The 17,819-nt window shown below is 72.3% G+C and carries 18 protein-coding genes (1 of these 18 running past the window's edge); 9 read left to right on the top strand and 9 right to left on the bottom strand.

Annotation, left to right across the window (positions count from 1 at the left end):
• Both ACFZDJ_RS39285 and ACFZDJ_RS39280 read left to right on the top strand, forming a co-directional pair.
• Positions 1-139, top strand: the final stretch of a protein-coding gene (locus ACFZDJ_RS39285) for an FAD-linked oxidase C-terminal domain-containing protein (RefSeq protein ID WP_391066269.1). 356 nt of this gene lie to the left of the window's left edge; 139 of the gene's 495 nt are visible here — the last part of the coding sequence; the start codon falls outside the window, past its left edge; the stop codon is at positions 137-139.
• A gap of 1 nt (position 140) precedes the next feature.
• Positions 141-485, top strand: a complete 345-nt coding sequence (locus tag ACFZDJ_RS39280) for an FAD-linked oxidase C-terminal domain-containing protein (RefSeq protein ID WP_391066266.1) — start codon at positions 141-143, stop codon at positions 483-485.
• Here the strand turns inward: ACFZDJ_RS39280 and ACFZDJ_RS39275 are convergent.
• A complete protein-coding gene (locus ACFZDJ_RS39275; RefSeq protein WP_385382761.1) occupies positions 439-861 on the bottom strand; it encodes an SseB family protein in 423 nt (140 codons plus the stop codon). The two genes, ACFZDJ_RS39280 and ACFZDJ_RS39275, sit on opposite strands and share 47 nt — an antisense overlap.
• Positions 862-1,030: 169 nt before the next feature.
• Entirely contained in the window at positions 1,031-2,272 is a 1,242-nt protein-coding gene (locus ACFZDJ_RS39270) for an acyl-CoA dehydrogenase family protein (protein ID WP_391066263.1), read from the bottom strand.
• Between the two features lie 265 nt (positions 2,273-2,537).
• Between ACFZDJ_RS39270 and ACFZDJ_RS39265 the strand changes: the two genes are divergently transcribed.
• Positions 2,538-3,800 carry an alpha-L-fucosidase gene (locus ACFZDJ_RS39265; RefSeq protein ID WP_384913401.1) on the top strand — a complete coding sequence of 421 codons (1,263 nt, stop codon included), beginning with the start codon at positions 2,538-2,540 and terminating at the stop codon, positions 3,798-3,800.
• A gap of 13 nt (positions 3,801-3,813) precedes the next feature.
• Here the strand turns inward: ACFZDJ_RS39265 and ACFZDJ_RS39260 are convergent, their stop codons facing one another.
• Positions 3,814-5,811 (bottom strand): glycosyltransferase family 39 protein, encoded by a 1,998-nt coding sequence (locus tag ACFZDJ_RS39260; RefSeq protein WP_391066260.1) that lies wholly within the window; start codon positions 5,809-5,811, stop codon positions 3,814-3,816.
• Between the two features lie 154 nt (positions 5,812-5,965).
• A complete protein-coding gene (locus ACFZDJ_RS39255; protein WP_385382773.1) occupies positions 5,966-6,217 on the bottom strand; it encodes a DUF2180 family protein in 252 nt (83 codons plus the stop codon).
• Positions 6,218-6,336: 119 nt separating this feature from the next.
• Here ACFZDJ_RS39255 and ACFZDJ_RS39250 point away from each other — a divergent pair, with 119 nt between their 5' ends.
• Positions 6,337-7,620, top strand: coding sequence for a SpoIIE family protein phosphatase (locus tag ACFZDJ_RS39250; RefSeq protein WP_391066257.1), 1,284 nt, complete (start codon positions 6,337-6,339; stop codon positions 7,618-7,620).
• 27 nt (positions 7,621-7,647) lie between these two features.
• On the opposite strand, the gene ACFZDJ_RS39245 is transcribed toward ACFZDJ_RS39250, so the two are convergent.
• Complete coding sequence (locus ACFZDJ_RS39245) at positions 7,648-8,121, bottom strand: NUDIX domain-containing protein (protein ID WP_168506268.1); 474 nt, start codon at positions 8,119-8,121, stop codon at positions 7,648-7,650.
• 40 nt (positions 8,122-8,161) lie between these two features.
• A complete protein-coding gene (lnt, locus tag ACFZDJ_RS39240) occupies positions 8,162-9,790 on the bottom strand; it encodes an apolipoprotein N-acyltransferase (RefSeq protein WP_212727878.1) in 1,629 nt (542 codons plus the stop codon).
• A 253-nt stretch (positions 9,791-10,043) separates the two neighbouring features.
• On the opposite strand from lnt, the gene ACFZDJ_RS39235 reads away from it, so the two are divergent.
• On the top strand, positions 10,044-11,117 hold the full coding sequence (locus ACFZDJ_RS39235) for an O-antigen ligase family protein (RefSeq protein ID WP_391066254.1): 1,074 nt from the start codon (positions 10,044-10,046) through the stop codon (positions 11,115-11,117).
• 12 nt (positions 11,118-11,129) lie between these two features.
• Here the strand turns inward: ACFZDJ_RS39235 and ACFZDJ_RS39230 are convergent, their stop codons facing one another.
• Both ACFZDJ_RS39230 and ACFZDJ_RS39225 read right to left on the bottom strand, forming a co-directional pair.
• Positions 11,130-11,675 (bottom strand): hypothetical protein, encoded by a 546-nt coding sequence (locus tag ACFZDJ_RS39230; protein WP_168506272.1) that lies wholly within the window; start codon positions 11,673-11,675, stop codon positions 11,130-11,132.
• Positions 11,676-11,814: 139 nt separating this feature from the next.
• On the bottom strand, positions 11,815-12,600 hold the full coding sequence (locus tag ACFZDJ_RS39225; RefSeq protein ID WP_390931600.1) for an aspartate/glutamate racemase family protein: 786 nt from the start codon (positions 12,598-12,600) through the stop codon (positions 11,815-11,817).
• 58 nt (positions 12,601-12,658) lie between these two features.
• Between ACFZDJ_RS39225 and ACFZDJ_RS39220 the strand changes: the two genes are divergently transcribed.
• Positions 12,659-13,834: a glycosyltransferase gene (locus ACFZDJ_RS39220; protein ID WP_390931598.1), complete on the top strand. Its 1,176-nt coding sequence runs from the start codon at positions 12,659-12,661 to the stop codon at positions 13,832-13,834.
• A gap of 32 nt (positions 13,835-13,866) precedes the next feature.
• Here the strand turns inward: ACFZDJ_RS39220 and ACFZDJ_RS39215 are convergent, their stop codons facing one another.
• Entirely contained in the window at positions 13,867-15,279 is a 1,413-nt protein-coding gene (locus ACFZDJ_RS39215; RefSeq protein ID WP_390931597.1) for a TerD family protein, read from the bottom strand.
• Between the two features lie 314 nt (positions 15,280-15,593).
• On the opposite strand from ACFZDJ_RS39215, the gene ACFZDJ_RS39210 reads away from it, so the two are divergent.
• The 3 genes from ACFZDJ_RS39210 to ACFZDJ_RS39200 all read left to right on the top strand — a co-directional run bounded on the left by ACFZDJ_RS39210 (position 15,594) and on the right by ACFZDJ_RS39200 (position 17,697).
• Positions 15,594-16,037, top strand: a complete 444-nt coding sequence (locus ACFZDJ_RS39210; protein ID WP_075025618.1) for a DUF6643 family protein — start codon at positions 15,594-15,596, stop codon at positions 16,035-16,037.
• Positions 16,038-16,105: 68 nt separating this feature from the next.
• Complete coding sequence (locus ACFZDJ_RS39205) at positions 16,106-16,930, top strand: MOSC domain-containing protein (protein ID WP_384913423.1); 825 nt, start codon at positions 16,106-16,108, stop codon at positions 16,928-16,930.
• Between the two features lie 161 nt (positions 16,931-17,091).
• On the top strand, positions 17,092-17,697 hold the full coding sequence (locus ACFZDJ_RS39200; RefSeq protein ID WP_391066249.1) for a hypothetical protein: 606 nt from the start codon (positions 17,092-17,094) through the stop codon (positions 17,695-17,697).
• Positions 17,698-17,819 lie beyond the last annotated feature (122 nt).

Below are 17,819 nucleotides of genomic sequence, written 5' to 3'. Positions count from 1 at the left end.
GCGCCCGGCCCGCGCCCCCCGGCTCCGCCGCGCCCGCCGTGCCCGCGCCGCCGCTCGGCTCCCCCCCCCCCCCCGGGGGGCGCCCCCCCGGGGGGGGGGGGGGGGCGCGCCCCCCGGGGCCCCCCCCCCCACGCCATGACGTGCCCGTCTTCACCCTCGCGCACACGGCGGACGGGAACCTCCACCCGATCACCGTCGTGGACCCGTCGCTGCCCCGCCTCCCCGACGCGGCCTGGGAGGCAGCGGGTGAGATCTTCGCGCTGGCCCTGCGGCTGGGCGGCACGCTGACCGGTGAGCACGGTGTGGGCGTACTCACGCGGCAGTGGGTGGCGGACGAACCGGGGCCCGCGGCCCACACGTTGCAGCGCCGGCTCAAGGAGGCGTTCGACCCGCGGGGCATCCTCAATCCGGGCAAGTGTCTCCAGGACCGGACGGCGGTCAGGCCCGTGGCCGGACCAACAGGGTGCGCACACCCTCCGAGGTGAGGGTCAGGCCGTTCGGCGAACTCGGGTCGATGGTGAGCGACAGATCACCGGTCGGCCATTGGGAGGCGAGCGCGCCCAGCGGAACCAGGCGGTAGCGGGAGACGAACGGCAGCAGTTCGGCCATCGCCGGCTCCGAGGTGAACACCGGCACCACCTGCTCCCCGCCCGGCTGCTCCAGCACGGGCAGCGCCACGGCGGTGGGATCGCGCACGTCCTCCTCGCTCGCGTCGTCCGGCACGGGGACCAGTACCTCGCTGCCGGCCAGGGTGTCCAGGGCCAGCGGGTTCTCGGTGTTCTCCGCGAGTGCGTTCAGTGCCTCCTGGGCCGGTGTCGTGGCCGTCGGCAGGTAGTGGTGGTTGTTCGAGGGTGTATCCATTGGCAGATCCCAGGTAGTGACGGACAGGCCGCCCGGGGCGGGACTCGCCCCGGGCGCGGCTCCTGTCGCGCGTACCCACTCGCCGCCGGGGCATTCCCCGCAGCCGCCCGCCGGCGCTCAAGAGATCAGGAAATGCAGGAGATCGGCGGGGTCGGCGGGGTCAGCGGGGTCAGGAGATCAGCGGGATGTCGTCCGACGGCAGGCCGAGGCGGTCGCGGCCGACGCGGCGGGCGAGCGGTTCGGCCATCGTGGGGCCGAGGTGCGACCAGATCGTGGCGGCGTCCCGGAAGTAGCGCTGCATGCGCGCGCCGTCGCGGGCATGCCGGGAGCCCGCCGTGCGGAAGAGGATGCCCTGGAGCGCGTCCCAGGCCAGGCGCCCGGCGGTGACGAAGACGAGCGCGAGCCGGTTGTCGACGGCGGTGGTGAACGGGGCCCGGCCCGACACGTTGTCACAGCAGGCCTCCATCCAGTCGTCGGCGGTGGCCCGCAGCGCCGCGTCCGCCGTGCGGATCGCGGCCAGCGCCTCCCCCAGGTGGCGCTGGTAGTCGTGGAGGTCGGCGCGGGTGCGGCCGGGGTCCAGGACCAGCGGCCGTTCGGCAATGATCCGGGCGTACTCGTCGGCGGCCGCGTACGCGGTACCGATCATGAGGGCGGCCAGCTCGCCGTGGAAGAAGCTCGCCGCGCGCCCCGCGTACATGGGATGGCCGTGCAGCTTCGAGCCGAGGGAGCCGCCCTCGACGGGCAGGTCGAGCAGGCTCGCCTCCCGGGTGAAGTGCGCGGGGACGCGCGCCTCGTCGAGACGGATGCTGTGGGAACCGCTGCCGCGCAGGCCGAGGACGCCCTGCCAGTCGTCGAGCAGGGTCCAGGCGGAGCGCGGCGCCACGAACAGTACGAGCGGCCCCGGCGGGTCCTCCGGCTTGTCGGGGGCGCGCAGGGTCTGACCGACGTAGTGGGTGGAGTACGGGGAGCCGGAGGAGTAGGACCAGGTGCCGTCGAGGATCACGTGACCGTCGCCGTCGGGGCGCGCCACCCCGACGGGGGTCGCGGTGGAGGCGGCCCGGAAGTCGCCCTCGTCGCCGAAGAGTTCGTCCTGTGTCTTCTCCTCGAAGACCGAGGCGACCTGGAGGACATGGGCGGCGGTGAGAGACAGGGCCCAGCCGGTGGAGGGGCAGCCGCGCGCGACCTCGGTCACGACGCGGTAGAAGGTCGGCAGGCCGAAGGCGTACCCGCCGTATCTGCGCGGTTGCAGCATCCGGTAGAAACCGGCGCGCAGGAAGTCCTCGTGGGTGTCCTTGGGGTAGATCGTCAGCCGCTCGGTCTCCGGCTGCCGTTCGAGCAGCGCGGGCCGCATCGCCACCGCCCGCTCGATCACTTCGCGTTCGGTGAGTTCCGGTTCGGGAACGGCGATCACGGGGCCTCCTGACGGGTGGGACTGTCCGTACGTGTGGCAATACCACTGATTGAACACGCAGATCCGCCACGGTGTACCACCGGATAACGCCAAGTACGCAGATCCGCCCACCGGTTGAAGCGCGTGCCCGCCCGCCCGGGGCGCGAAGGGAGCGCCTTTCCCACCCGTCGGCCGGTGCTTCAAGGCGATGACCAGGGTGAAAACGAACCAGTAATGGTGACCGGAGCCCACGCGCCCCGCGAGCCCCGCCGCCTACCGTGGGCGCATGCCGATGCGACCCTGGTTTCCCGACGCCAAGCTGGGCGTCTTCATCCACTACGGCGTCTACGCCGTGGGCGGAGCGGCCGAGTCCTGGTCGTTCTACACGGGCGAGATGACCCACGAGCAGTACATGAAACAGCTCGAAGGCTTCACCGCGTCGAAGTACGATCCAAACGCCTGGGCCGAGCTGTTCGCCCGCATCGGCGCCCGGTACGCGGTCCTCACCACCAAACACCACGACGGCGTCGCCCTCTGGGACACCGACCACCGCAGTCTCGATGTCGTCCGGGACACCCCGGCCGGCCGGGACCTGGTCACGGGCTTCGTCGACGCGCTGCGTGAACGGGGACTGAAGGTCGGGCTCTACTACTCGCACTCCGACTGGAACCACCCCGACTACCCCAGCATCCGGCACGTGAGGCCAGGTGAACCGCCGAGCCCCTACTCGCATGCCGAGCCCGGCAAGGAGGACCCGGCCGCCTGGGAGCGCTACCTCGCCTACCGCGACGGCCAGGTCGGCGAGCTGATGGACCGCTTCCGCCCCGACCTGCTCTGGTTCGACGGCGAGTGGGAGCGCACGGAGGAACAGTGGCGGACGGACGAGCTCGCCGAGCTGATCCTCGCGGGCAACCCCGACGCCGTCCTCAACGCACGGATGCTCAGCCACGGCGACTACGCCACCCCTGAGCAGGGCACCCCGCTCCAGGCCCCGGAGGGCCCGTGGGAGCTGTGCCTGACGATCAACGACTCATGGAGCTACCGGCCGCAGGACCGCGACTTCAAGTCGGTGCGCCAGCTGGTGCGCTACTTCGCGGAGACGATCGGCATGGGCGGCAATCTGCTGCTCGGAGCCGGGCCCCGCGAGGACGGGACCATCCCCGAGGAGCAGATCGAGCGCCTGGAGGGGCTCGGCGCCTGGATCGGACGGCACACGGACGCGGTGTACGGGACGGTCGCCGGGCTGCCCGCCGGGCACCACTACGGTCCCAGTACCCTCTCCGCCGACCGGCGCACGCTGTACCTGATCTGCTTCGACGCACCCCGTGACAACGTCTCGCTGCGCGGCCTGCGCAACGAGGTCAGGCGCGTCACGGTCCTGGGCACCGGCACCGAACTGGGCCACCACGTCACCGGCGGCCTCGACGCCGTCCCGGGCGTGACCTGGATCGACGCGCCCGCCGCGGCCGACCTCGACGAGTACGCCACCGTCCTCGCCGTCGAGCTGGAGGGCGAGCTGGACCTCTACCGGGGCACCGGCCGCGACTGACGACGCGAACGCGTCAGGGCAGTACGGCAGCAGAACCGGGTGAGCAGCGGTAGAGGTGTGACGTCGGGAGCGGTACGCGTGCGCAATGGGCTCGCACCCAGCGGGCGTTGGTCTGGCCGGGGACGGTCACCGCGCCGCCGAGGACGACGTAGTGCAGACGGCCGGTGGCGACGAGGTGACGGAACTGGGCTCCGGTGGGCGTGGGCGCGGCCCCGGTGAATCCGCCCATGGGAAGCACCTTGGCGCCCGCGTAGAGGATGTACGCGGCGGCGGACCGCCAACTGGTCGTCGCGAAGAGGTAGGTGGCTCCGTCCTGGTGGGCCCGGGTGTAGGCCAGCAGCCGCTGCTGGTCCTCGTCGAGTCCGTCGGTGGACTCGGGGGCTTTACCACCCGCGTTCCGGGCGGCGGGCGGTGCGGAGAAGGTCCGCTGCCGCGCGTTGTGGTGGTGCCACATGGACACCGGCCCGGCGGAGCCCATGCCGGAGTGCCCGTACGCGGGGTCCAGGACCGAGGAGGCCCAGGCCGCGGAGGGCCCCAGCATGGCCGCGACGGCCAGGCCGAGGCCCAGCACGGCGATGCGCCGTCGCGCCCCTTCGGCGCCATCAGTACGGGACAGTGCCAGCAGTGCCAGCGCGCCCGCTGCGAGGATGATCGCGGCCGGGGCCAGCCACGGCAGGAACGTCGGGTACTGTCCCGCGACCACCGCCGACCAGGCCACCGTGGTCACCACGGCGACGGGCAGCGCCCACGTCCGCGCCCCGCTCCCCTTGCGCCAGGCACGCCAGAACTGCACCGTCCCGGCGCCGAAGAGCGCCGCCAGCGGTACGGCCACGACACCCATGTAGTACGTGTGGCCGCCGACCGCTCCGGCGCTGAACACCAGGAAGTACGTGGCCAGCCAGACCGCCCAGAGCAGGAAGCCCGCCCGCAGCGGGTCCGTACGCGGCCTGCCGCGCAGCCACACCAGACCGCACACCGCGGCGAGCGCGGCCGCCGGGTACAGCCAGCCGACCTGCGAGGCCAGTGACGGGCCGACCATCTTGGCCCACTGCGTGGCGGCGTGTCCGTGCCCGGGCACCGTGGGGGCGGTGCCCGCCATGGTCTGCGCCGCCACACTTCCGGTGTCCTTGGCGTCGATGCCGAGGCTGGAGAAGCGGGTGAGGAAGTTGTATCCGACGACCTGGCTGATGGCCGAGTTGTTCGTCGTCCCGTCCACGTACGGACGGTCCTTGGCCGGGGTCAGCGTCACCAGCAGCACCCATGAGGCCGAGACCGCCAGGCACACCGCACCGGCGGCGGCCAAGTGGGTCAGGCGGCGGCGCAGCACCGCCGGTGCCGAGACCACGTACAGCAGCCCGAGCGCCGGGAGTACCGCCCAGGCCTCCAGCATCTTGGCCTGGAAGCCCAGGCCGACCCATATCCCGGCCGCGAGCAGCGGGCGCAGCCGGGCCTCGCGGGCCGCGCGCAGCGTGGCGTCGGCGGCCAGCAGGACGAGCAGGGTGAACGCGGGGTCCTCGGCCTGCGTGCGGAAGAGCCCCGCGACCGCCGGAGTGAGCGCGAACGCGCCCGCCGCGAGCAGGCCCGCGCTCTCCCCGGCCCAGCGGCGCACCGCGCGGTACAGGACGGCGACGCTGAGCACGCCCTCGATGGCCTGGGGCAGGGTGAGCGCCCACGGATGGAATCCGAAGATCCGCGCGGACAGCGCCTGGGGCCACAGGAAGCCGGGCAGTTTGTCGATCGTGATCGAGTTGCCGGGGTCGAAGGAGCCGAACAGGAAGCCCTTCCAGCTCTCGGACATGCTGCGTGCGGTCTGCGCGTAGAACGCGTGGTAGCCACTGTGCTGGATGTCCCAGGTGAACAGCAGGGCCGCCACCGTGAGGATCGCGAGCAGCGCGGGTCCGGCATGGGCCGGTCCCCCCACCGGGCTGCGGCCGGACGTCCCGGGACGGGCGAGCAGCCGCCCGCCTGTCCGCTGGGCCGACGCGAGGATCGCTGCGGTGGTGCTGACCATGGACGTACCTTCCCGGTGTGCTCGCCGTTCGCTCGGAAAGAGGGCGGAACGGCCCACCGGGATGCCTGGGGGCGGTGACTGTTCAGGTGACGTTCAGGTCGTGGGACGGACGCCGCGGCTCACACCATGGGTCGCGGCCGGTGCGCTGCCGGACTCAACTCGTCTCCGCCGCGCGGCAGGAGCCGCAGGTGATGTGGCGGGCCGGCTTCTCGTGGGTGGCCCGGCCGGTTCCGGTGATGTCCTGGGTCGGCGGGTGGCTTTCGTGCACATGCGTGCGACAGAGCGCCGCGCCGCAGCGGATGCATACGGCGACCGCGGGACCGGGGGTGCCGAGGCAGTCGTAACAGTTCATGTCCTCACCTCGTTCTTTGGTGAGCACGGCCCTGTGGGGGGCTCTGCGATCCATCCTCCATCATCCTTGCGAACATCGCCCGGCAAGAAAACCCGGCCACGAGCCGTGCGCGCGGGCGGGCCGGAGACGGTCACCGTGTCGCATCGGACGAGGGGGCGGAGTAGACATGGGACATGAGTGACAGTGATGCGCCGACCGAAAGAGGCGGCCGGGGCATCGGCATCGACTACGCGGAGGTCTTCCGGGCCCTGCCCAGTCCCGTGCTGCTGCTCACGCCCGAGATGGTGGCGGTCGACGCCAATCGGGCCTACGAGAGGGTCTCCGGACGGAGCCTCGCGGAGTTGGTCGGCCGGTGCGTCTTCGACGTGTTTCCCGACAACCCCTCCGACCCCCGGGCCAATGGTCCTCAGGCGCTGCGCGCCTCGCTGGAGCGGGTACTGGCCACCGGCGGGCCGGACAGCATGGCCCTGCAGAGGTACTCCGTGGACGTGCCCGACCGGCCCGGCGTGTTCGAGGACCGCTACTGGAGCACCGTCAACATCCCTCTCCTCGACGCCGACGGCCGGGTGTCACTCATCGTCCACCGCGTCGAGGAGGTCACCGCGCTGATACGCGCACGGCGGGCGCTCGGCGCAGCACCGGAGGTGCCCCTCACCGCCGAGGACGCGATGACCGCCGATCTGCTGAACCGCTCCCTGGAACTGGAGGAACTCAACGAGGAGTTGCGCAGGGCCCACGCCCGCGCGCACGAGGTCGCCGTCACCCTGCAGCGCGCCATGCTGCCGAGTACGACGCTGCCGGACCGGCCCGGGGTGGCCGTGCGCTACCGGCCCGCGACCAGCTTCCTCAACGTGTGCGGCGACTGGTACGACCTGATCGACCTCGACGCGCAGCGGCTGGCCGTGGCCGTCGGTGACGTGGTGGGGCACGGTCTGGAGGCGGCCGGGACCATGGGGCAGCTGCGCAGCGCCCTGAGCACGGCGATCCGCGCCACCGGGCGGCCCGCCACCGCCCTCACCACCCTCGCGGCGCACGCCCACACCGTCGACGGCGCGCTCGCGACGACCGCCGTGCAGACCGTCATCGACCGCGCCGCCCTGACCGTCACCTACAGTCGCGCCGGCCACCCGCCGCCTCTGCTGGCCCACGGCGACGGCGCCGTCGAGGTGCTGGACTCGGCCACCGACCCGCCTCTGGGAGCGGGCGACGACTCCCTACCCCGCTGCGAGGCGACGGTGGGCTACGGTCCCGGCAGCACCCTCGTCCTCTACACCGACGGTCTGATCGAGCGCCGGGGCGAGGACATCTACGCCGGTCTGGACCGCCTCGCCCACAGCGTCGAACACCATCATCTGCTCGGCCCCGAGGCCCTCGCCGACGCCGTGCTCGCCGATCTCGTCCCCGCGCCTCGGCGCGGCCCCGACGACGACACCGCGCTCGTCGTCATCCGGCTGTGAGCCGTCCGCTCCCCGGTGCGCCCGCGCTCAGGTCGTGGGGTCGAACCACGTGGGCGCGTCCGACAGGGCCTGCTTGATCCGGAACATCCCGAACTCGTTCAGCTCGGGCAGGGCGTCGACCGCGAACCAGCCGACGTCCAGCGACTCGTCGTCGTTGACCCGCGCCTCGCCGCCGACGGCCCGGCACCGGAACGTGGTGTCCATGAACTGGCAGGTGTCGCCGTTCTCGTAGGTGACCGGTGCCAAGGCCTGGACCAGCACCACGCGCTCGACGACACAGCGCACGTTGGTCTCCTCGAAGACCTCCCGCACGGCGCAGGCCGCGGGCTGCTCGCCCGGGTCCGGAATGCCGCCGATGATCGACCACTTCCGGGTGTCGCTGCGCCGGCCCAGCAGCACTCTGCCCTCGTCGTCGAAGACGACGGCGCTGACTCCGGGAAGCCAGAGCAGCTGGTGGCCTGCGGAGGCCCGGACGGTGCGGATGAAGTCAGGGGTAGCCATGGACCGACCCTAACGGCCGGATTCCGTCACCCGGCCGAGGTCAGGCAAGATCCCCCGGGACGGCGCCGTTCCGGCGCCCGCGGACCACCGTCGTACCCGCCCAACCGAGACCGCCCACCGCGACCGCCACCAGCAGCATCTCCGGCAGGATGCCGAGCCGCGTGGCGGGGGTCTCGGAGGAGCGCAGCGGCACCTTCTGGACCAGCGAGTCCGCCACGAACATCCCGGTCCGCTGGGTGATCCTCCCGTCCGGCATGATCACGGCGCTGACGCCACTGGTCACCGGCACCGTGACGGTCCGGCTGTGCTCGACGGCGCGGACGCGGGACATGGCGAGCTGCTGGTAGGTCATCTCGCTGCGGTCGAAGGTCGCGTTGTTGCTCGGCACCGAGATCAGCTGCGCGCCGTCGGTGACGGTGCTGCGCACGGCCCAGTCGAAGGCGGCCTCGTAGCAGGTGACGAGTCCGACCCTGGAGCCGTCCATGGTGAACACGCCCGGCTTGTGGCCCCGGCTGAAGTCCTGGCGGACCATCGAGGTCCAGTTCTTGTTGATCGCGCCGAGCAGGGAACGCAGCGGAAGGTACTCGCCGAAGGGCTGGACCTGTCGCTTGTCATACGTGTCGAGGGGGCCCTTGACCGGGTCCCACAGGATCTGCTCGTTGTAGAGCTTGCCGTCGCGCTCGACGACGCCGCCGACCGAGATGGGCGCGCCGATGGCCTTGGCGGCGTTGTCGATCACGAGGCGGGCGTCGGCGCTGGTGAAGGGGTCGACGTCGGAGGAGTTCTCCGGCCACAGCACGAAGTCGGGCCGGGCGACCTTGCCCGCCTTGACCTCGGCGGCCAGCCGCTCGGTCTCCCGTGCGTGGTAGTCGAGCACGGCGCGCCGCTGGGAGTTGAAGTCGAGCCCCGCACGCGGCACATTGCCCTGGATGACGGCGACGGTCGCCGTGCCGTTCTCGGCCTTGTCGCTCACCAGCGACCGCGCGGCGAGCGCCCCGCCCACGGGGACGGCCACGCTGAGCAGCGCCGCCGCGGCGGCCCCTCGGCGTACGGCACCGGTGCGCCGGCCCTCGACGACCTGGCGTACGACCTCGTACAGCCCGAAGCCGCAGAGCACGACCGCGAAGCCGAGCACCGGAGTGCCGCCCACCGCGGCCAGCGGAAGGAAGATGCCGTCCGCCTGGCCGAAGGCGATCTTGCCCCAGGGGAAGCCGCCGAACGGCGCACGCGCGCGTGCCGCCTCGCCCGCGATCCAGACCGCCGCCGCCCACAGCGGCCAGCCGGGCAGCCGGGAGACGAGGGTGATGCCCGCGCCGACGAGCGCCACGTACACCGCTTCTACGGCGACGAGTGCCAGCCACGGGCCGGGGCCGACCTCGACACCGGTCCACACGAGCAGCGGCAGCAGGAAGCCGAGGCCGAACAGATAGCCGAGCCCGAGGCCCGCCTTCCAGGAGCGACCGCGCAGAAGCCAACCGAGGACCGCGAAGGCCGGCAGGGCCAGCCAGGAGACGGTGCGCGGTGGGAAACTGACGTAGAGCAGCACTCCGGAGAGCGCCGCGGCGGCGGCCGGAGCGTATCGCCGAGCCAGTCTGGCCCCGCGCGATGCGGGCGCGGCCTGGGGTTCGAGCTGATCCGGCTCGTCTACGGAAGTTGCGGTGGCGGTCACCCGGGGAGTGTACGGCGCGTGACCTGGGCGCCGACAGCACGGTCCGCACCATGAACCTCCCGGCGCCCGGGGGTGCTCCGTCCGCTCCACAGACCGTCGCATGCCCGCCTGATGCACCGTTCCTGCGCAACTCATCCACAAACCGGCGCAACAGCCGTTACGGTGTGCCCGAGCCTCTGACGTGCGGCCGGATGCGGCCGTGGCGGTCGGGGTCCGGCACGGGTCGGGGGGCGACGGGGTGGGGTCCACGGGGATGAGGTCCGCGGCCGGTTCGGCGGCCGAAGGCGAGAGACGAAACGTTTCGGACGCCACGGGAGTGATCGTGCTCGGGGCCTGCGCGGCGTGGGCCCTGCTCACGGCGACCGCGCACGAGGGGCGGCCCGAGGGCGTGCTCCTGGCCGTGCTCGCCGTGGCCGCCGGGTACGCCTCGGGCCGGATCCTCGGCGCTCTCCTGCCGGTCGCGGCGCCGGGTGCCGGGGCCCTCGCCGGACTGGGCCTCGCGCTGACCGCCGCGCACACCACCCCGGGCCCGCAGCTCACGGCGCCGCTCGGGCACGACGGCGCCACGGCCGCGCTGCTCGCCCTGTCCACCGGTGCGGCGTGCTGCGCGGCCTGGGCGGCACGCAGGCCGGCACAGCGGCTCGCACTGCGTCTGCTCGCCGTCGGGATCGTGGTGAGCGCGGCGGTGCTCGGCTCGACCACGGGATGCGCCGCCGGCGCCGGAGTGCTGCTGTGCTCGCTCGCCGCCGACCACGTGCGCCGCCGCGCCCTCGGACTCGGGGGTCTCGCTCTCACCGCGGCGCTGGTGGCGGGCACGACCTGGGCGATCGCGGAGAACGTGCTTCCGGACGGTCTGACCGCCTCCCTGGAGGGGCAGCTGACCGAGCACCGGATCCTGCTCTGGCGCGACGCGCTCCACCTGGCCGGACACCATCCCGCCCTGGGTGTGGGGCCCGGGCGGTACGCAGAACTCAGCCCGACGGTCACGCAGTCGCTGCTGCCCGACGGCAAGCCCCACTCGGCACCGTGGCAGCAGGCGGCCGAGCAGGGTCTGGTCGGCGTCGCGCTGCTCGCCGCGGTCTTCTGCTGGGTCCTTTATTCACTGTGGCGCTCGCCGCGGTCCACGACGATCGCGCTGACGGCGGGCGCGGCCCTCACGGCGCTGGCCGTGATCGCCTCGCTGGGCAACGCGCTGAGCTTCACCACGGTGACGGCGGGTGCGGGGCTGCTCGCCGGGCTCGCATCGGCACAGCCCCTGGTCGACGAGGACCTGGAGAGCGTCCTGAACGCGGGAGACCAATCCCTGAGGAACCGGCTGGAGCCGTGAACCGCGCGACGGTCAGATGACCGCGCCGGGCGTGGCCGGTCGCAGCCGGTCCCGGATGATCCGGACCATCGCCTCCGCGTTGTCCACCGTGATGGTGAACGTGTGTCCGTCGCCGAGCCTGAGCACCACGCCCTCGCCGCGCCGGACGATGACCGCGGTGCCCTTGTCGGGACGCCAGCGATAGCCCCAGCCGCCCCACTGGCGCGGGGTGACCCGGGGGGCGAAGTCGGCGCCGACGACGCTCGAGAGCGGAATACGTCGGCGGGGCAGACCGATGTGGCCGCAGCGCACCTCGAGGCAGTCCTTGTCGACCTTCACGGCGACGTGCACGAAGGCGAGCGTGCCGAACATGATGAGCAGTCCCGCCGCGATGCATCCGACGACGGACATGGCGAGCGCCGCGACACCCGACGTCCACGTCGAGTCGACGGCCAGTTCGACGCCCAGCGCGATACAGGCGGCCCCGCCTATGGCGGGCAGCCACTGGACGCGATTGGTCGCACGCCCGGTCCAGACATCAGGGTGCGAGAAGTTTTCGCCGCGGGAATGGTCCCTCATGTTTACGAGACTACTCAGGTTCCGCACCGCGGGCACCGGGTCGCGGAGGGTCGCTGCTCCGGGTGGGCGCGCGGCGCACGCAGGGCGCTCGGGCGGTGACGGGCGGTCCCCGTTCGGAGGCCTCCGCCCGGCGACAGGCTCAGCGGGCGGGGACGACCGCCTGAAGAAGGCGGCCTTCCTCGTACGCCAGCGCGGTCGTCGACAGACCGCCCTCGCTGCCGCTGAGGAGCACGGTGAGGGAGCCCTCGGCGGGGGCCGCCGGGTCCGGGAGCTCGCCGATCCTGCGCAGTGCCTGCGCGGCGACCGCCCCGGCGGAGCCATGCAGCGCGAGCGGCGGGAGGCCGGGCTGCCGCACGGCCGTACGGATGCGCTCGGCGACCAGCTCGTAATGGGTGCAGCCCAGGACAACGGCCCTTACATCGCCGGGGGTGCGCTCGGCCGCCGCGGCGATCGCGGCGTCGATGCCCTCCTGGTCACCGTGCTCCACGGCGTCGGCGAGCCCGGGGCAGGCCACTTCGGTCACGGACACCCCGTCGGCGAACTCGCCGATGAGTCCGCGCTGATAGGGGCTGCCGGTGGTGGCGGGCGTGGCCCAGATCGCGACGGGTCCCCCACCGGCCGCGGCCGGCTTGATCGCCGGGACCGTGCCGATGACGGGCACCTGCGGCTCCAGCAGGGCCCGCAGCGCCGGCAGGGCTCGTACGGAGGCGGTGTTGCAGGCGACGATCAGGGCGTCGGGACGGTGCTGCGCGGCGGCCTCGGCGACGGCGAGGGCGCGGGCGGTCACATCCTCGGGCGTACGCGGTCCCCAGGGCATGCTGCCGGGGTCCGAGGAGAGCACGAGATCGGCGTCGGGCCGCAGTCGACGTACCGCGGCGGCAGCAGCGAGCAGTCCGATTCCGGAGTCCATGAGCGCGATCTTCACCCGGTCACCATAGACGATCCGCCTCGGCGGACCCCCGGGGTGGGGCAGACTGCGGCGGGTGAGTGCCGTCGCGTGGATCACCGTGGGATCACTGGCCGCCTGGCTGTGGCTGCTGCTCGGCCAGGGCTTCTTCTGGCGTACGGATCTGCGGCTGCCCCCGCGTCGGGAACCGGACGACTGGCCGTCCGTCTGCATCGTCGTACCGGCACGCGACGAGGCCGCCGTGCTGCCCGAGAGCCTGCCCTCGCTGCTCGCCCAGGACTATCCGGGGCGGGCCGAGGTCTTCCTCGTCGACGACGGCAGCTCGGACGGCACCGGGGAGCTGGCCCGCGAACTGGCCCGTACGCACGGCGGGCTGCCGCTCACCGTCGGCTCGCCCGGGGAACCGCCCGCGGGCTGGACCGGCAAGCTCTGGGCCGTGCGTCACGGCATCGGACTGGCACGCGCGCGTGGCCCCGAATACCTGCTGCTGACGGACGCGGACATCGCGCACGCGCCGGACAGCCTGCGGACGCTGGTCGCCGCGGCGCGCACCGGTGGCTTCGACCTGGTCTCGCAGATGGCCCGGCTGCGGGTGGAAAGCGGGTGGGAGCGGCTCGTCGTCCCCGCCTTCGTCTACTTCTTCGCACAGCTCTATCCCTTCCGGTGGATCGCGGTGAAGGGCTCACGGACGGCGGCCGCGGCGGGCGGCTGCGTACTGCTGCGCGCGGACGCCGCGGAGCGGGCGCTAATCCCGGACGCCATCCGGCACGCCGTCATCGACGACGTGGCGCTCGCGAGGGCGGTCAAGGGGAGCGGGGGCCACATCTGGCTGGGGCTGGCCGAGCGGGTCGACAGCGTGCGTCCCTATCCCCGGCTGCACGACCTGTGGCGCATGGTCTCGCGCAGCGCGTACGCCCAGCTGCGGCACAACCCGCTGCTGCTCCTCGGTACGGTCCTCGGCCTCGCCGTGGTGTACCTGGTACCGCCGGTCGCCCTCTTCACAGGTCTCTTCTCCGGGCATACGGGGATCGCGGCGGCCGGAGGGCTCGCGTGGCTGCTGATGACGGCGACGTATGTGCCGATGCTGCGCTACTACCGGCAGCCCCTGTGGCTCGCCGCGTCCCTGCCGGTGACCGCGTTCCTGTACCTCCTCATGACGGTCGATTCAGCGGTGCAGCACTACAGGGGGCGCGGCGCGGCCTGGAAGGGCCGCACCTACGCGCGCCCGGACACCGCGCTCGACGAGCGCTGACCGGTCACTTCCCGCGCATCGTTTCCTGTGGGTCACTTCCTGCCGGGGGTCCAGTTCATGCCCCACCCGTAGACGCGGTCCACCGTGCGCTGCGGGCTCACGCCGCGCTCGGGGACGAGGTAGCGGGCTTCACGCTGGACGATCAGGTCGCCGCCGTTGTTGGTGATGAGGGCCAGGGCACAGACCGTCGAGGGCACGGTGCACTCGTCGAGCGAGAAGTCGACGGGGGCACCGTTCAGCGGTTGCAGGGTGACCGTGGCGTGCAGGTCGGCGAACGAACGCGCCCCTTCGTAGATGGTGACGAAGATGAGGATGCGCCGGAAGCTCTGCTTGTGGTCGAGGTTGACGGTGAGGTTCTCGCCGCTCGCCACGGCACCGGTGCGGTCGTCGCCGTCGAGGTGGATGTACGGCGGTTGGTGCAGCGCCCCGAAGGCGTTGCCGAGCGCCTGGACGACTCCCTTGCGGCCGTCGGAGAGCTCGTACAGGGCGCAGAGGTCGAGATCGAGGTCGCTGTGCGCCGCGACGGCCCGGCCCCGCTTGCTGCCCCACCCCGAGAACTGCTTGCGGACCTGCCAGTTGAGGTTGACGCGCATGGCGCCGGACGTGCCGCCCTGCTTGGTCAGCGAGACCGAGGGCGCCTCCTTGGTGAGCGTGACCTTGGAGAGGCGGACCGGGGCCCCGGGCCGGGCGGGCGGCGGAGCCATGGTGGGGGGCGACACGGTGACGGGCGGGGCGGTGACGGGCGGGGCGACCGGCGGGGGCATGTTCACCGGCGGCCCGACCGGTGGCGGACCGGCCACACGTGTACCGGGCGCGGGCGGCACGGCGGCGGGGGGTGTGGACCCAGGCGATGCGGGGGCATGGGGTACGGGGGCGATCCGCGCGGTGGCGGGCGGGGCGGGCGGGGGCGGCGCGTGCTGCGGCTCGTCCACCGTGATTCCGTAGTCCTTCGCCAGCCCTTCCAGTCCGCTGCTGTAGCCCTGTCCGACCGCGCGGAACTTCCAGGCACCCTGCCGCCGGTAGAACTCGCCGAGCACGAAGGCGGTCTCGACGGTCGCGTCCTTGCTGTCGAAGCGCGCGATCTCCGTGCCCTGCCCCGCGTCGAGCACGCGGATGTACAGACCGGGCACCTGCCCGAAGGTGCCGCCGTCCGCGGAGGCGGCCAGCACCACGGTCTCGATCGCGCCCTCCACGCGCGCGAGGTCGACGAACAGTGTGTCGGTCACCTGACCGCCGTCGCCCCGCTTGCCCTCGTGCCGCACGGCGCCGGAGGGGTGTGCCGGCTGGTTGTAGAACACGAAGTCGCCGTCGGAGCGGACCTTTCCGGAGACCAGCAACAGTGCGGAGGCATCCGCGTCGGGCACCCCGGGCCCCGAACGCCACCCCATTTCGACGCGCAACGCACGCGTCGGCACAGGAACATTCGAACCTTTAGGCATTGTCATGTCCGCCCCCATCACGTGTCACCGCGCCAGGCCGCGCCTCGGGCCGTCCCTCGGGCCTTTTCCCGACCAACCTATTCCCCCGAGGCGGAGAACTCCTGTGAGGTGCCGCGGAAGATCGCACGAGGGGCTTCGAAGACTGCTGGCCAACCACCGGTAACCCCCTCGGAACTCGGCCTTTACACGATCTGAACCCGGTTTGACGCCCTTTTTTGCCGAGTTCGCTCGCATTGGGGATCCCGCGTCACTGCCGACACGAAAAACAACCCTCTTATCGGTCTCCCCAACCAGCACATCGTGGGCTTAACTTATGTGCCATGACCTCCCCCCGCTCCACCTATGGCGGCGGTTACTACTCCGCGCCGTCCTTCCCGGACACCCCGATCTACGACTCCCTGGTCGCCGAGCGGGGCACTCCCCAGATCGCCCCGATCCGGGTTCCCGCCGCCTACGACACGGGCAGCAGCTACCTTCCCGCGCTCCCCTCGGCGCTTCCCGCCCTGCCCGCCGGGCCCTCGCAGCAGGCCCCCATGTACGGCGGCTACCCGCAGGCCCAGCAGCCCGCACCGCTGCAGCAGGCCCCGGCGCCGTACATCCCGCAGCAGGCCGGCGCCCCGCGCGGCTACCCGGGACCCCAGCAGCAGCCGCAGCGCCCGATGGCGGCCGGCACCGGCTACGAGGCGATGCGCCCCGCGGCTCCCCGCCCCGCCCCGGCTCCGTACCAGGACCCGTACAACAACCAGCAGTACCGCGGGTACTGAGAGGCTGAGGTACGCGGGCACCACGGCGTTCGGACCGGAATGTCGGTGCCCGCTGGCACGATGGAGTCATGGGGAATGCGGAGCTGCACTCGATCCATGTCCATCCGGTCAAGGCCTTCCGGGCTCTCTCGCTCCGGGAGGCCGTCGTGGAGCCCTGGGGGCTGGCCGGAGACCGGCGCTGGGTACTGATCGACGACGGGGGAAAGGTCGTCACCCAGCGTCAGCAACCACGGCTGGCACTGGCCGCCGCCGAGCTGCTGCCCGGCGGCGGCATACGTCTGTCCGCGCCCGGCCGTGAGCCGCTGACCGTCCTCGTGCCCCGGCCGGCCGGCACGACGCCGCTGGACCTCTTCGGCGACAAGGTGGAGGCGGTCCTCGCCGACGCGGGCGCGCACGCCTGGTGCAGTGACTATCTGGGGACCGAGGTCCGTCTCCTCCACATGGACGATCCCGCCACACGCAGGCCCGTGGACCCGGACTACGCACGTCCGGGCGAGACCGTCAGCTTCGCCGACGGCTACCCCCTGCTGGTCACCACCCTCGCCTCCCTGGACGCGCTCAACTCCTTGATCGCACGGGGCGACCACGCAGACGAAGGCCCCCTGCCGATGAACCGTTTCCGGCCGAACGTGGTGGTGGCGGGCACGACGGCGTGGGCCGAGGACGGCTGGCGGCGGATCGCCATCGGCGAGGTCGGCTTCCGGGTGCCCAAGATGTGCGGCCGCTGCGTCGTGACCACCACCGACCAGGACACCGCCCGGCGCGGCAAGGAGCCGCTGCGCACGCTCGGACGCCACCGTCGCTTCGGCTCCCAGCTCGTCTTCGGACAGAACCTGGTGCCGGAGTCCCCCGGCACGGTGCGGATCGGCGATCCGGTCACGGTCCTCGAATGACCCGCCCGCGGGGAACCCGGGCCCCGGGCACGGTCGTTGAGACTGCGTGAGAAGTTCATGAAAGACCCGTGGGAAGGGTGATTTCGCTCTCTCTTTCCCGGGGCTCGCCTATGAACGGCTCCGCCGGGGGTTATCACGGAGGCGAAAGGGGGTGCGGGACGGTGCGAGTTATCGGCGGACTCTGGCGTTGGCGGCACAATCCGCTGCGCCGCACGACCGATCTGGTCGAGGCGTGGCTGGCCCTCCTGGCCGTCCTGCTGATCCTCGCTCTCGCGCCCCTGCTCGGCGCCCTCACCGGAGCGACGGCGCAGGACGCCCTCCAACAGGCCGTTCGGGACCAGCACCTGGCCCGCCACGAGGTGACGGCCACCGTGGTCGGCAAGGCGGACCGGGCCCCGCTGGACCCCGATCCCGAGGCCTCGTCGGCGCAGGATCCGCACAGCCGTGTGCTCGCCGACTGGATCGCTCCGGACGGCACGCCGCATCACGGCAAGGTGATAGCCGCCCTCAAATCACCGCACAAGGGCGACCACTTCACGCTCTGGACGGACGCGCACGGTGACATGGTCGCCCGCCCGCTGGATTCGGCCACCGCGACGACGCACGCCGTGCTGGCGGGTATCGGCGCGGCCCTGCTCACCGCCGGGCTCCTCGACAGCGGCAGACGTCTGATCGTGTGGCGCATGACCCTTCGCCGGTACGCCCGTTGGGATCAGGCATGGGACAGGGCGGGTCCGGACTGGGGCAGGACGGGCACCGGCAGCTGACCGCCTTCCGGCTCCGGTCAACCCACCGTGCCCGCGCACGCTACGGTGGACCGACCGAATCGTTCGGCGCCGTCGTGAGAAGCTGTTCTTGATCGCGACGGGGTTTCAGCACGGCCTCGCAG

The sequence above is a fragment of the Streptomyces sp. NPDC007896 genome (assembly GCF_042959425.1).
In the GTDB taxonomy this organism is placed as follows: Bacteria; Actinomycetota; Actinomycetes; order Streptomycetales; family Streptomycetaceae; genus Streptomyces.
This window is presented reverse-complemented; position numbering and strand designations above follow the sequence as displayed.

Coding starts and splice junctions, on each gene's coding strand:
- ACFZDJ_RS39275 (WP_385382761.1), bottom strand. CDS start 861: ATGGATACACCCTCGAACAACCACCACTACCTGCCGACGGCCACGACA.
- ACFZDJ_RS39265 (WP_384913401.1), top strand. CDS start 2,538: ATGCCGATGCGACCCTGGTTTCCCGACGCCAAGCTGGGCGTCTTCATC.
- ACFZDJ_RS39260 (WP_391066260.1), bottom strand. CDS start 5,811: ATGGTCAGCACCACCGCAGCGATCCTCGCGTCGGCCCAGCGGACAGGC.
- ACFZDJ_RS39255 (WP_385382773.1), bottom strand. CDS start 6,217: ATGGATCGCAGAGCCCCCCACAGGGCCGTGCTCACCAAAGAACGAGGT.
- ACFZDJ_RS39250 (WP_391066257.1), top strand. CDS start 6,337: ATGAGTGACAGTGATGCGCCGACCGAAAGAGGCGGCCGGGGCATCGGC.
- ACFZDJ_RS39245 (WP_168506268.1), bottom strand. CDS start 8,121: ATGGCTACCCCTGACTTCATCCGCACCGTCCGGGCCTCCGCAGGCCAC.
- ACFZDJ_RS39235 (WP_391066254.1), top strand. CDS start 10,044: ATGAGGTCCGCGGCCGGTTCGGCGGCCGAAGGCGAGAGACGAAACGTT.
- ACFZDJ_RS39230 (WP_168506272.1), bottom strand. CDS start 11,675: ATGAGGGACCATTCCCGCGGCGAAAACTTCTCGCACCCTGATGTCTGG.
- ACFZDJ_RS39215 (WP_390931597.1), bottom strand. CDS start 15,279: ATGACAATGCCTAAAGGTTCGAATGTTCCTGTGCCGACGCGTGCGTTG.
- ACFZDJ_RS39210 (WP_075025618.1), top strand. CDS start 15,594: ATGACCTCCCCCCGCTCCACCTATGGCGGCGGTTACTACTCCGCGCCG.
- ACFZDJ_RS39205 (WP_384913423.1), top strand. CDS start 16,106: ATGGGGAATGCGGAGCTGCACTCGATCCATGTCCATCCGGTCAAGGCC.